This is a genomic window from Psychrobacter sp. H29 (assembly GCF_059073055.1).
In genome coordinates, this window is the sequence record NZ_JCACRY010000001.1 from 1,762,408 (window position 1) to 1,775,184 (window position 12,777).

At 40.8% G+C, this 12,777-nt stretch carries 14 protein-coding genes; 4 read left to right on the forward strand and 10 right to left on the reverse strand.

The features are described from left to right. The first annotated feature begins 458 nt into the window (after positions 1 to 458). The gene (locus tag AC5JP1_RS06955; protein WP_443526875.1) at positions 459 to 956 is read left to right on the forward strand and encodes a DUF4124 domain-containing protein; all 498 of its coding nucleotides are present in this window, start codon (positions 459 to 461) and stop codon (positions 954 to 956) included. A 15-nt stretch (positions 957 to 971) separates the two neighbouring features. Here AC5JP1_RS06955 and AC5JP1_RS06960 read toward each other — a convergent pair whose 3' ends face one another. Further along, positions 972 to 2,795, reverse strand: a complete 1,824-nt coding sequence (locus AC5JP1_RS06960) for an NAD(P)H-hydrate dehydratase (protein WP_493843625.1) — start codon at positions 2,793 to 2,795, stop codon at positions 972 to 974. A 197-nt stretch (positions 2,796 to 2,992) separates the two neighbouring features. On the opposite strand from AC5JP1_RS06960, the gene queG reads away from it, so the two are divergent. After that, complete coding sequence (gene queG / locus AC5JP1_RS06965) at positions 2,993 to 4,165, forward strand: tRNA epoxyqueuosine(34) reductase QueG (RefSeq protein WP_493843626.1); 1,173 nt, start codon at positions 2,993 to 2,995, stop codon at positions 4,163 to 4,165. 123 nt (positions 4,166 to 4,288) lie between these two features. Here queG and lysM read toward each other — a convergent pair whose 3' ends face one another. The 4 genes from lysM to fabD form a co-directional block, all read right to left on the reverse strand. Beyond that, positions 4,289 to 4,798: a peptidoglycan-binding protein LysM gene (lysM, locus tag AC5JP1_RS06970; RefSeq protein ID WP_071003170.1), complete on the reverse strand. Its 510-nt coding sequence runs from the start codon at positions 4,796 to 4,798 to the stop codon at positions 4,289 to 4,291. Positions 4,799 to 5,104: 306 nt separating this feature from the next. Further along, complete coding sequence (gene acpP / locus AC5JP1_RS06975) at positions 5,105 to 5,341, reverse strand: acyl carrier protein (RefSeq protein WP_057758815.1); 237 nt, start codon at positions 5,339 to 5,341, stop codon at positions 5,105 to 5,107. 260 nt (positions 5,342 to 5,601) lie between these two features. Further along, on the reverse strand, positions 5,602 to 6,330 hold the full coding sequence (gene fabG / locus AC5JP1_RS06980; protein ID WP_057758813.1) for a 3-oxoacyl-ACP reductase FabG: 729 nt from the start codon (positions 6,328 to 6,330) through the stop codon (positions 5,602 to 5,604). Then, complete coding sequence (gene fabD / locus AC5JP1_RS06985) at positions 6,327 to 7,295, reverse strand: ACP S-malonyltransferase (protein ID WP_493843627.1); 969 nt, start codon at positions 7,293 to 7,295, stop codon at positions 6,327 to 6,329. The genes fabG and fabD overlap by 4 nt, the downstream gene beginning before the upstream one ends. A 108-nt stretch (positions 7,296 to 7,403) precedes the next feature. Here fabD and AC5JP1_RS06990 point away from each other — a divergent pair, with 108 nt between their 5' ends. Continuing rightward, positions 7,404 to 7,553 carry a hypothetical protein gene (locus AC5JP1_RS06990; RefSeq protein WP_319052063.1) on the forward strand — a complete coding sequence of 50 codons (150 nt, stop codon included), beginning with the start codon at positions 7,404 to 7,406 and terminating at the stop codon, positions 7,551 to 7,553. Between the two features lie 164 nt (positions 7,554 to 7,717). Here AC5JP1_RS06990 and rpmF read toward each other — a convergent pair whose 3' ends face one another. After that, entirely contained in the window at positions 7,718 to 7,900 is a 183-nt protein-coding gene (gene rpmF / locus AC5JP1_RS06995; RefSeq protein WP_057758809.1) for a 50S ribosomal protein L32, read from the reverse strand. A gap of 318 nt (positions 7,901 to 8,218) precedes the next feature. Continuing rightward, a complete protein-coding gene (locus tag AC5JP1_RS07000) occupies positions 8,219 to 8,812 on the reverse strand; it encodes a YceD family protein (protein ID WP_493843628.1) in 594 nt (197 codons plus the stop codon). Positions 8,813 to 9,011: 199 nt separating this feature from the next. Between AC5JP1_RS07000 and AC5JP1_RS07005 the strand changes: the two genes are divergently transcribed. Next, complete coding sequence (locus AC5JP1_RS07005; RefSeq protein ID WP_493843629.1) at positions 9,012 to 9,440, forward strand: elongation factor P hydroxylase; 429 nt, start codon at positions 9,012 to 9,014, stop codon at positions 9,438 to 9,440. 751 nt (positions 9,441 to 10,191) lie between these two features. Here the strand turns inward: AC5JP1_RS07005 and AC5JP1_RS07010 are convergent. From AC5JP1_RS07010 to AC5JP1_RS07020, 3 genes are all read right to left on the reverse strand, one after another. Further along, positions 10,192 to 10,440, reverse strand: a complete 249-nt coding sequence (locus AC5JP1_RS07010; RefSeq protein WP_057758803.1) for an antitoxin VbhA family protein — start codon at positions 10,438 to 10,440, stop codon at positions 10,192 to 10,194. A 128-nt stretch (positions 10,441 to 10,568) separates the two neighbouring features. Next, positions 10,569 to 11,414 carry a hypothetical protein gene (locus tag AC5JP1_RS07015; RefSeq protein ID WP_493843630.1) on the reverse strand — a complete coding sequence of 282 codons (846 nt, stop codon included), beginning with the start codon at positions 11,412 to 11,414 and terminating at the stop codon, positions 10,569 to 10,571. A gap of 75 nt (positions 11,415 to 11,489) precedes the next feature. Next, positions 11,490 to 12,655, reverse strand: a protein-coding gene (locus AC5JP1_RS07020; RefSeq protein ID WP_493842780.1) for an IS3 family transposase whose coding sequence is annotated in 2 segments (ribosomal slippage) — positions 11,490 to 12,397 and positions 12,397 to 12,655 — 1,167 coding nt in all. Because the reading frame shifts where the segments join, the coding sequence is not laid out codon by codon here. Positions 12,656 to 12,777: the final 122 nt, after the last annotated feature.

Consider the following 12,777-nt stretch of genomic DNA (forward strand, 5'->3'; position numbering starts at 1 on the left):
CCTTATACTTACCTTATGTTTAACACAACTGATAGAATCACATGTAGTACATTTTAAATAATAAGTTTATCTTAGTCATTGTAGACAGATAAGTCCGGAGACGATGATTAGCGGTTAGTAGTCGCTTGACCACTACGTCTGCTAATCATGATCACAAAGGAAATAAAACTGCGTAAGCTACCGATAAGTAACCCGTAGTTTGCATTCACAAGTGCCACGGCAATATCATAAAAGCCGCTCACTGACCAATCAACTGCTCTTATATTCGATGGTTTAGACCCTATTGTCAAGAAAAACTTCTAAACCCTATACCTAACTATTAGTTATTAAGTAATATACATTGATAAGTATTTTTTGCTAAAATCAAAAGTCGGCAGGTTATTACTATCAATAACAGGCTTAAATGTTATATTTAACCTTATACCTATCTGCTTCTACCAAACAAGAGGATTGCCACTATGGCATATGCATCTATAATCACTACTGCTGCCAAACTGCTAACGAGCACTGCGTGTATGCTAATGCTGTCTATGAATGCCAGTCAGGCTATTCAGGTATATAAATCCATTGGTGCACATGGTGAAGTCAAGTACAGTCAACATGCTCCGCAGAATGGCAAAAACATCGAATTGATTGAGTTTCGTAGTGACGGCAGACAAAACAACGCTGGAGAAATGGCAGGCAAAACAGATGCCAGCCAAAGCAATAATACCCAAACGGCAGAAGAGCAGCGTGTAGCCGCTCTTGAAGCACGTATTAAAGAACAAGAAGCACAGGCCAATGCCCAGCGCTGTCAATCGCTGCGCAATAACCTAACCAACCTAAATGTTGGCGGACGTATCTATGAGATGGATGCAGATGGCAAACGTCAATACTTAGATGGACGTGAAATTGAGCTAAAACGTGAGCGCGTACAACAAGCAATCAATCAGTACTGTGGTAGCGCTACGACCTAGTTTTTGTAGCGATGATTACTCAACAATCATTAGCTGCATAACATGGCGAATGGCTGCTGGCATATCTTGAGCTTGTAGCCCTCGCTGTCCGACCAATAGCATATTGTTACTATAACAATCGCCCGTTTGGTTGACCAACACATCCCCTGCAAACCCATGTATAAGTACTGCTTGATGCAAGCTGCGCGACGCTGATACTAAGTTCTGCTGCGCCAACAATCCAGCAGTCACACCAGATAATACATCACCCATGCCAGCCGTTGCCATACCAGCGTTTCCAGCATTGCAGACGTATACCTGCTTTCGCCCTGATTTTTGCTCCAACACTAATGACCCTGCTCCCTTTAGTACCCAGTCACCACCATAAACCTTAGCGCATTGGGTTATAGCTTGCAGTCTATCACGCTCTACCTCGCTGATTTTTTGATCAAGTAACCTAGCCGCTTCCCCACTATGCGGTGTCATACAAACTTGATGATACAAGCTGTATTCTTGTAGCTCTTTTACCAGTTCATGACTGTCCATATGCAGCGATGCTAAATGATAAAGCCCATCAGCATCAATCACTATTGATTTTTCATACTCTATAGCTGCCTTTATATAATCGATGAATAGTGCTTTTGCTTTTTCGTCACGGCCTAATCCCATACCGATAGCAACAACGCTGGCTTGTTTTATTAAGGTCTTCACACTATCTGTATCGTGCAGATTAATGGTCATGGCATCTGGCAACGAGGTTAACAATGCACCATGAAAAGCCTCATGGCAGGCAACCGTTATCTTTCCAGTACCAGTAGCCATCGTACTAGACGCAGCGAGTATCGCGGCACCGCCCATACCTTGTGAGCCATCAATACGATTTCCGCCAATAACAAGCGCATGACCATAGCTGCCTTTATAACTGTTTTGACGGCGTGCCTGCATACTATGTGCAGCCTTCAGCAGCATAGCAATGGGTTCAGATGCTGGGCTCGTGCCTTCACTGGCTATGGTATGGTTGCTAGCTTTTTGTGGTTGCTGTAGTTGATAAGGTATGAGCGGTATATCAGTGACTTCTCCGCTATAATCTGTACCATCTTTGTTATGCAGACCGAACTTGCGTGCTATCAGACACAAAGTCACATCAGCTTGTATCGCAACGCGGTCAAATACCTCACCAGTAGAGGCCACCAACCCACTTGGAATATCGACTGCTACTGCTAGTGCTTTATGTCGTTGCGTACTATCATTAAAAGTATTAATCGCTTTTTTGTAGATACCTTCTGGCGCACGATCAAGTCCAATACCAAAGAGAGCATCAATATGCACATCCGTAGATAAGATGCTCTCATTTGAACTATCTTGACGATTATGGATCTCTTCAAAACGTTGATAGTTGCAATTGGCAGATAAGGCTATCTGTAGCGCTTTGGTAGCATCAGTCATGTTGCTGCTATCACTATTTTTATGATTAGCAATTACTGCCTGATTGTTTATGGCAAGATCACTTTTATCAAATCCTACAGTGATTACTTCGACTTGCCAGCCTGCTTGCTGCAAGTAATGAGCAATGAGCCACCCGTCCCCACCATTGTTGCCCTTTCCTACCCAGATGCATGCCCGATGCGGACAAGTATCATGATGATAAACATGAATATTGGGATGACTGTTTTCAAAGTATTTTTGCTCGTAAAGCTGTTCTATCCGTTGCGTCATCTGCCAAGCGGCTTGTTTCATTAGCCCAAAGCTATCGTACCCTTCTGCAAACCATGCTTGCTCCATCGCATATACTTGCTTGCTACTATACAGTGCCACAGGTTTTGTGTTTTTTATGGGTAATATAATGGTTTGTTTTTTCATTTTATGTCCTCTACTCGTCTTTTCTTATATTTCGTACTAGCTTAGCAAAAGCTAATATCGACTTATGTATCGATATGACTGTAGGTTTATTTTCTTTTATACTTGCGCTCGTCACTCACTGGCTTATCATATCGCTATACCCATCACTCATGATCAAACACAAAACCTTCAATCGAACCGAATAAGCATCTATATTTATGCATACTGATAAAAAAAAGATCGCCATTAGCGACGCCTATGTATTTTCAACCACAGCAGAGGTTAAGCAATGGATCAAAGCGCAAGCACAAGCACTAGGGTTTGCTGACTGTGGATTTCTATCTGTCCACCACCCTTTGTTTGCTCAGCAAATTGAACAGTTACAGCAGTGGCTGAGTAAAGGCTACGAGGGTCAGTTACAGTTCATGCATAATAACCACCATCTGCGTGCTCATCCCGAGGAGTTAGTAGATGGTGCAAAGACCATTATCAGTGTACGAATGGATTATCTCACTCAGGCACCGACGCCGCGTGCTGTTACGGATAACGATCACCCCAATCAAGGTATCATCGCGCGGTACGCTAGAGGTCGCGACTATCATAAGACAATGCGTAGCCGTTTGAAGCAATTGGCCTTAAATATCGAAGCCATGCTTCCTGAATGGCAACATCTAGGTATCGGTGCAGAAAAAGAATTTATCTTCAGACCTTTCAGCGATTCTGCGCCTATATTTGAGCGGCCTATCGCAGATGCTGCAGGTCTTGGCTGGACAGGCAAGCATACGTTATTGATCAACAAACAAGCGGGCTCATTCTTTGTGCTGGGTGAGTTGTTTTTGAGCCTTGAATTACCCGATGATGAGCCTGTTAAGGAACACTGTGGTAGTTGCAGCGCTTGTATTGATATATGTCCTACTCAAGCGATTGTAGCGCCTTATGAGCTCAATGCATCTGCCTGTATCTCTTATTTAACAATTGAGCACGATGGTATTATTGATATCAAATACCGACGCGCGATTGGCAATCGGGTGTTCGGCTGTGATGATTGTCAGCTGATATGTCCATGGAATCGATACGCCAACCTTACTACCGTCGAGGACTTCGCGCCAAGACATGGTCTTGATAACAGCAGTTTGCTTGAATTGTGGCAATGGCAGGAAGCGGACTTTTTAAGAAATACACAAGGTAGTCCCCTTAGACGCACAGGCTATATCAATTTTTTGCGTAATATCGCGATTGGTTTGGGCAACGCCAATGCCAGTTTGGAAGTGGTTGAGCAACTGAAATCTAAGTTGACTATACATAATGCTATGCTCGACGAACATATCGAATGGGCATTGGATGAGCAGTATAAAAAATTAAATCCTAATAGCGAGCTAACCAATTCATAGATACGAATAAATATATGAACTCATTATTTGATCTGATAGAAACCCACAAAAAAAGCCTCTTAAACATAAGAGGCTTTTTTATATTTAGTCGACTCTACTCAATCTCTAAGCACTTTTTGAGAATTATGGCTTAGGAATGCGTAGTACTTGACCTGGATAAATTTTGTCTGGATCAGACAGCATTGGCTTGTTGGCTTCGAATATTTTCATATAATCACCAGATTCGCCATAAACATCTTTAGCAATTTTAGATAAACTATCGCCAGATTTTACGGTATACATAGTTGATTCAGGTGCATCTTCTTCGATGTCGATATTGTCAATAACTTTTGCGACGTTCTGCACATTACCAATAGCGATGATGGCTTTTTCGCGATCAGCTTGAGTCTTAGCATTACCACTGATCTCTGCAGTATCTGTAGAACCATTATATTTGATTTTGAGATTGCTGATATTTAGGTTTTGCTGCTGAATACGACGTAGCAAGATGTTAGCGACTGACTGTGCTGAAGGCTCACTGCTTTGTACTGGTGTATTAGCATCTGCTTTGGTTTCAGATTTTGCGTCATGCTTTTCGTCATCACGGTTAAAAATCTTGTCACCGATATCCTTTGCGAAACTGAACATACCCATATAACTACTCCTTAAATTTTTATTATTCATCGTTGTTTTTTTGATGATATGTAATAAAGCACTGTCTTGCTCTATTCCTAATTACCATGATGAGTATAGACAAAGGAGAATAAAGTAAATAGTAAGAGTATGTTGAGTAATGTTGGATTGACGTAGCTTATGTTAATACAACTCAGTAGTCCAAAGTTCATACATATGAAAACCAGTATATCTAGCATAGTCAGCATATAAAGAAGAACAGACGTATAAAAAAACCGCCTATCTATAAAATAAGCGGCATCACAAAACTGTCAACTGTATAGCAAATTATAGCTGAGCTTGTACGTAATCGATTGCTTTTTGAACAGTAGTCAATTCTGCAGAGTCTTCATCAGGAATAGTGATACCAAAATCACTTTCAAAAGACATAACCAGTTCAACTAGGTCCAATGAATCTGCACCTAAGTCTTCCATGAATGAAGCATCATTGTTGATGTCTTCAACATTCATACCTAATTGCTCAGCTACTGCTGCTTTTACTCTTAGTTCGATATCATTACTCATATAGATCACTCCGTTATCATCTATTATTTTTGATAAACTGCTATAGCGCTTAATCTAAGCTTTATAGCATGGTATATAAAATGTATTTGCCAGATCAGCATTGCTGTCTGAGTACTCTATGACATAGTGTACAATCTGTCTGATGTCTAATAAAGCCCTGCTATCATACAGGGCTTTGACTCAAAAGTATCCGTCATTATAGCACCCTTTATTATAGTTTACACTCGTTCACACAGTTTTTTATTATAACTGTGTAACGCCTACATATACATGCCACCATTGACAGGAATAACAGCACCTGTGATATAGCTGGCCTCATCGCTGGCTAAGAAATGTACGGCTGCTGCAATGTCTTCTGGCTGGCCAAGACGGCTGATAGGAACAGCATCTAGCATAGAGTTCAATAGGCGCTCATCAAGCTCATCTGTCATATCCGTTTCGATCAAACCTGGTGCGACGCAATTGATAGTCACTTGGCGTGAACCGATTTCACGTGCAAGCGTACGGCTGAACCCTTCTACACCGGCTTTGGTCGCAGCATAGTTAGATTGACCTGCGTTACCCATTTGAGCGACGACGGAGGTTATATTGATAATGCGACCACGACGTGCTTTCATCATGCCACGTACTGCACGCTTACTCATGCGGTATACTGATGTCAAATTGGTATCGATGACGTTTTCCCAGTCTTCATCTTTCATACGCATCAATAGACCATCTTGGGTGATACCTGCGTTGTTGACGAGTACCTGTACCGCACCATAGACACTTTCGATTTCTTCGAACAGTTTATCAATTTGGGCAGTATCACGTACATCTAACACACGACCGATACCGCCAGTATCGTGAAGATAATCATCAATCAGCTCAGCACCTTTCTCTGTAGTGGCTGTGCCAATGACGAAATGTCCTTCTTTCGCAAAGCGTTTAGCAACTGCCTTTCCAATACCGCGGCTAGCACCAGTCACTAATGTAATCGTACGGCTCATAATAACACCTCTAATAATTTTTCTAGACGGGCAGGCTTGTCAGTCGGATAGCTTGCGATCGGCTGTGCTTGACGCTTCGCCAAATTGCTGAGGACATTACCACTGCCACACTCGATTAATATATTAATTTGTTTGTCAGCCAACTCTTGCATGGTTTTTGACCACAATACAGGTTCACTTAGCTGTTCAGTTAAGGCTTGCTTGACGCCCGCTGCACTGGTCTCAACACGCGCATGGCGATTTTGAATCACAGGGATAGTAGCCTGATCAAATTTGATCTCTGCTAATATCTCAGCTAAGGCATTACTTGCAGGTTCCATCAGTGCGCAATGAGATGGCACACTTACCTTTAGGGGCACAGATTTTTTGCCAGTATTTTTTACTTTGTCGATAACAGCGTTGACGCCCGCAGCATTACCCGAAATAACCACTTGCCCTGGACTATTAAAATTAGCAGCACCAACTACAGCAGCTTCAACATGTTCTGTTGCTTGTTCACATAGGTTTTCGACTCTATTGTCTTCAAGTCCTAATACGGCAGCCATAGCAGTATCAACCCCTACAACAGCCTCTTGCATCAACTGGCCACGCTTATATACCAAGGTCACGGCATCACCAAGCGATATCACATTGGCAGCACATAACGCGCTATATTCGCCAAGAGAATGACCCGCTAAATAACAAGGCGTTTCTTTTAGTTGTTGTTGCAAGACACGCCAAATAGCAATGCTAGCTGTCAATAGCGCTGGCTGAGTGTATTGAGTTTGATTAAGTTTATCTTCATCTTGACAGATTGCCCACAAATCCTCACCAAGCGCCTCACTCGCTTCGGTAAACGTATCACGTATCTCTGGGTAAGTTTCAGCAAGCTCACTTGTCATTGCGACGGCTTGAGATCCTTGACCAGGAAAAATAACCGCGATACGAGCGGGTTGCTTTTTTACCATATCGGGTACAGAAGCCATAACCAATATTCCTTATCTGATTAGAATATCCCTAAAAACAATGGGGTTTATTATATTATTAGATGTTATACAAAGCCGCTACTTCGACTACCTGTCTACGACAACGGATTGTCAGTAAACTATACACTGACGCAAGCCATTATCATAGCGGATGCGTATCAAGCGATGATAGTGAAGCGCTGTGCGAACCAAAAGACTAATGACATTATCATGCTCTATTATCTACTAGGAACAGAAGCTCGTTTAGGTAATGATTAGAGTCATAAATAACAAAAAGCCAAGTTATCCAGCCACATAATATATGATAGCGAAATAACTTGGCTTTTTTAGCTCGAAGCTTATTGACTAATAATAATCAGGCAAAACAATGACAGTCACCAGTACTATCACTGCTTTGCTCGAATTATCATAGAGTCAATGTCTTAGGCGTCTTGACTTACTTTAAATAGCTGACGGCCACGATAGAAACCATCTTTAGTCATGTGATGACGACGATGTTTTTCACCAGTAGTAGCGTCTACGCTTAGTTCAGCAATTTCCATACGGTGATGTGAACGGCGCATGTCACGACGAGAACGGCTTTTACGACTTTTTTGAACAGCCATGATATAGCTCCTATACTTAAAAGGGATAAGCTTAAAATTCAGCTTTAGTCGATACTGACAGAGGCTATATAATCATAACAACCTAAGTCTTAAGCATCATTAGTTAAATAAATTGTCACTTACATAAAGCGCTAACTATGTCTGAAATTTATGAAAAATTTACCTAGTCAGCTTCTATCAGCACGCAACAGGTTGCTCGAATGCAATAAACCGGACATTATACGCATGTTTATTGAATTAATAAAGCCCTGCCTTGCACTCTTCTGTGCAAAGCCGACAAAAGGCTCAATAAATACATCTAGCAAGTCAATTCTGTATTTATAATTTGCCTTTTAATGAAGCCAAAGCTGCAAAAGGGTTTTCGGTTTCTTCTTCTTCTGGTAGCTCGCCGAACTGCTCAACTGACATTTCACAGTCGTCATGTTTTGGCGCCATTGGTGTTTTGAGCAAAATCTCATCTTCTACCAGTTTTTTGAATGGCAATAATCGCTCAGGAGATTGCTCAGTGACGATTTCATCGAGCAACAAGTAATCTTGCTCATCATTGACCAAGCGTACTTGGCTATCGTTTTCAAGTAGCGCAATATCGTAGTCATCAGACAAGTCTATCGCAATTGGCTGTAGACAACGTTGACACGTCAACCAGACATCACCTACCAAAGTGAATGCCAGATGCAAAACATTATTGCGGCGATAAAGCGTCGCATTCAACTGAATATGTGATTGTTCATGCTCTGTACTTAGTGTAGTAGCAAGACGATCAAATAGTTTTGGATCAACCTCTCCTGACCACTCATAACCCGTGTCAGCCCACTTATCTAATGAAATGTGCTCAGGCATGCTAGTAGATACGGACGCTTTTTTATTGTCAGCGTAAGGTGCTGACGGCTTAGTTTCTGAAGTGCTTGACATGCGAGGCCTCATTCATAAAAACGGTGTATAATATTGCCTGCCATACTAACGGAAAGTATCAGGCTACGCTAGCGGTAGTATGTTAATATTTTTTGACAGAAAACCTATCTAAACCTCTATACTTGCTCCTTTTTCATTCAGATAACCTTTCTGTTTTTGGTGCCTATTTTTTAGTGTTTATTGAGTCAATATTTTATTTATGGATCTGTCTAACAACAAAACTGATTTTTCTAACTTACTTTCTTCTATTGACGTTAATGTACTTGTCGAGCGCATTACTCAGCAAAACAGCGACCTAGCAAAAACATCTACTAAGTCAGAATGTTCTGACAGTAATAAATGCTTAAAAGAATGGAAACGTCAGTGGCAAAAACTGTCTAGTATCAATCTTGAGGACAGTCGTCAAGCAGTAGAAGCGACTGATAGCGAGCGTGCAGCTACCGATTGGCTGATAAACCTTTTCAATACGTTATTCAGCGAGCAGCAGGTTATGTTGGTCCGTAGTAATAGTGAGCCTGAATACTTTCCTATTCAAGGTAATCAACCTGCCAGAATCGAATTCGCCCATGGTTTTTTTGCAAGTGCTTTGCATGAAATCCACACATCTCCTTATAGGTTGACATGCTAGAAACCTCTTATTCTAATAGTGTACATCGCTATATTATTTGTAGGCATCTAAATTAAAACTATCACTTCGGTGATTATTACAACCTATCAGAACAAATCACTTTTACCTATCCAAAAGATAATGGTCGTTCTATCAATTAGGTATCATAACAATTAAGTTTTTCAGGTATCTTTCACATCTTCAGAAGCATTCTTTCTAATATCATCCTATCTAAGCTATAAACGCGGACATGATGCGCTTCGCTACGTCTATCTATTAATGGTTACTTTTGATCAATCGTACCATCCTCTAATCCAGTAGATTTTATCTATGTCAGATAGGTAGAAGTAAAAGTAGTTTTCTGCTATTCATGTTTATCATTAACGTCTTTGCACATAGTATTGTCAGTTGCAAGATATCGAATCATATGAACACGGATATAATGATGGTAATATTAAAGCACGCGAGTGTAGATAGAAGCAGACCCAAGGATGTAATTCACCACGGTGATATTAGGTCTTAATGCTTATCTATTCACTAAGCGAATAAGCTGACTAGCTATAGCATTATTATGTTTGTGGGCAGAATAGTTATTCTTTATTTCGGAGATGGCTGGACGAGAGTTAGTGATACTGGACTAGTAATCTTACATAGGTGAAATGATTTGATAAATATGATTGAATAGCACAATTAATTATGTTTCATCTTTCGATACTGGCTGTGAAAAGCAATACTATAATAGCTTAGCAACGTCGGGCTCAAACTATAAGAGCTAATTATCTTCGAGCGCTATCTTAGTATAGTGAGCATGTAGCAAAGCTTTTACTTCCTTGCTAGTTGCAATTTTACCTTCCTCAAAGTCTTGAAAGATGTGCTGAGTATCTGGGTTAATAGGAATATTATCGACTGCGAAGCTGCCCAAAGTATCAAAGTTAATGCGGCGGCGCTTTTCTATTTCTTGTTTGCTAACGAGGATAGGACGATCATCGGTAATCGATGCTTCAAATTTAGAATCTTCCATACTAGCTCCTATCAGTAGTAATAAAATTGTTCAGCAAGTCAGATAGTCTTCTATCTAGACAATCTTTCTCTCATTGCTATGTCTTATTCGGCTGATTTAATTGTATTAGTGATTTAGACATCGGTAAATCATGATTGTTTAATATCAAGAGCTATTGTGACTGAATAATTCGTACTTCTAGCATCTCCTAGAGTTGCGTAACTTACTTGCTCTAAAGTTTTTTGGGACCTATATGGGCTGAATAGCTCATCAAGAGTATGGTGAAAACCACCATCATCTACTGCAAATACATAATCAAAAAATATTTTGGCCATTGCAGACTGAGGGTGGCTAGCATCGCGAAAAGATTTATTGTGACTCCAACTACCACTGTATATTTTATTGAATACTCTCTCTATATTACCAGAAACAGAATTTGAAGCATGTTTTCGAGTAATACCTGGTTTTTGCACGTATGCAGCAGCATTTTCCACAGACTTCCAAATGATATAATGCATGGTTGATACAGAGCATTCAGCTAAACATGATCTGAGAATACTAATTAGCTTTTCGCCAATAGGCGGTGCTAGATAGTTCAATCTTGACCTAGTAATCAGGTAGCTTAAACACTCTCCTAGCTGTAACTTTTCACACCAGTTCTTAAATTGATCATTCGCTACTAGAGCACTGGTATTTTTCTGAGATTTAGCGTTTATCAAGATTTTAGTAAGATTCTCAATACTATAAGCAAACTCAAAGATCGCTTGATAGAAATCTATCTCTAGCTCTTTTTCTTCGTTGATAGTTACGTATTCGTAGCTATTTTCAGAAGCGAGTATGAGCAGATTTCGGTTAAAAAGATGCTGTAGTATCTCTTCATCTAATTTAGAGAACGGTGATAAAGGTAATGATAAATTGTCACGTAGAGAGACTGTATTCCTTATATTATCTGCCCCTAGGCTCTCTACAGTCGCTGCGAGTAGAAGTTTATCCACATCGTTAAGCTCAGTGACTGAAGGAATACTGACCCCTGCCGTCAATCCCGTATATATAAACTTGGGAGATTTTGATTACGCAGCCTGACGATAATAATCAAACCACACCTGTCTTGGCGATTTATAGCCTAAACCCTTTTGAATCCTAGTCTGATTATAATATAACTCAATATATCCAATGATATCTCTGATAGCTGCAAACCTTGTTTTATAGTCTTGGTGATATACTAGCTCGTTCTTCAATATGCCCCAGAAGCTTTCTATGGGTGCGTTGTCAAAGCAGTTGCCTTTACCGCTCATTGAACCTGTAAACTGATGCTGCTTGATGATCTTGTGGTAAGCATGGCTACAGTACTGACTGCCTCTGTCAGAGTGAACGACTAGCCCTTTGCTTGGTTGTTTATTCTTGATGGCCATGTTCAATGCTTTGCATACTAGATCTGCGGTCATTCGCTTATTGATCGCATAGCCGACCAGCTCTTTGGTATATAAATCTTTGACTCCCGCTAAATACAACCAGCCCTCAAGCGTCCAAATATAGGTGATGTCACTGGCCCACGCTTGGTTAGGGCGACTGGCATCAAACTCTTGATCCAACACGTTTGGATAGACCAGTTTGTTGTGATTGGAGTCGGTGGTGACTTTAAAGTGTTTGTGGCGACGGCATTTGATGCTGTATTCCTCTTTGATGCTTCTGACCATGTAGGGACTGATGTTATGACCTTGCTCACTTAGATGCGCATGCAGACGCTCAACACCATAGCGCTCATGAGTTTCACTGTGAGCGGCTTTAACGAGTAGCTCACAATGGTTGCGATGTATCTGCTGCTCGCTGATATCGCGACTCAGCCAGTCGTAGTAACTTGAATGCTTAACCCTTAGCACGCGGCACATAGTGGTGATGGTAAAGAAGTGCTGGTTATCTTTGATGAAGGCGTACCTGACTAGCTGTTTTTCGCGAAGTACGCCGTCGCCTTTTTTAATATCTCTCGCTCCTCTTCGGCTACTTTAAGCTGCCGCTTGAGCTGCTTTATTTCTTGAAGAGCACTCATGAGATCAGGATCATATTGCTCTGTGCCAATCAGCTTGCCTTGATTGGCTTTGTTGTTCCAGTTCGATAAGGTTTGCATGGCGATGCCAAGCTGCTTTGCAGTCGCTGAGATATTGCCATTATTGTCTGATATCTTCTTAACGGCTTCAGCTTTAAATTCTGTGCTATAGGTTCTTATTTTCTTGACCATGATAAACTCCGATTAATATGCTTAGTTTACCAAGTTTACTTGTACGGTTTCTTCAGCATAGCTCAAAAATGCTTTATCAAATTATTATAATTGTGAGCATACTAAGAAAGATTTCTATAAAA

Excerpts from the sequence above, each read along its gene's own strand:
- AC5JP1_RS07000 (WP_493843628.1), bottom strand. The coding sequence starts at position 8,812 with ATGTCAAGCACTTCAGAAACTAAGCCGTCAGCACCTTACGCTGACAAT.
- rpmF (WP_057758809.1), bottom strand. The coding sequence starts at position 7,900 with ATGGCTGTTCAAAAAAGTCGTAAAAGCCGTTCTCGTCGTGACATGCGC.
- queG (WP_493843626.1), top strand. The coding sequence starts at position 2,993 with ATGCATACTGATAAAAAAAAGATCGCCATTAGCGACGCCTATGTATTT.
- fabG (WP_057758813.1), bottom strand. The coding sequence starts at position 6,330 with ATGAGCCGTACGATTACATTAGTGACTGGTGCTAGCCGCGGTATTGGA.
- AC5JP1_RS07005 (WP_493843629.1), top strand. The coding sequence starts at position 9,012 with ATGGATCTGTCTAACAACAAAACTGATTTTTCTAACTTACTTTCTTCT.
- AC5JP1_RS06960 (WP_493843625.1), bottom strand. The coding sequence starts at position 2,795 with ATGAAAAAACAAACCATTATATTACCCATAAAAAACACAAAACCTGTG.
- AC5JP1_RS07010 (WP_057758803.1), bottom strand. The coding sequence starts at position 10,440 with ATGGAAGATTCTAAATTTGAAGCATCGATTACCGATGATCGTCCTATC.
- lysM (WP_071003170.1), bottom strand. The coding sequence starts at position 4,798 with ATGGGTATGTTCAGTTTCGCAAAGGATATCGGTGACAAGATTTTTAAC.
- AC5JP1_RS06955 (WP_443526875.1), top strand. The coding sequence starts at position 459 with ATGGCATATGCATCTATAATCACTACTGCTGCCAAACTGCTAACGAGC.
- fabD (WP_493843627.1), bottom strand. The coding sequence starts at position 7,295 with ATGGCTTCTGTACCCGATATGGTAAAAAAGCAACCCGCTCGTATCGCG.
- acpP (WP_057758815.1), bottom strand. The coding sequence starts at position 5,341 with ATGAGTAATGATATCGAACTAAGAGTAAAAGCAGCAGTAGCTGAGCAA.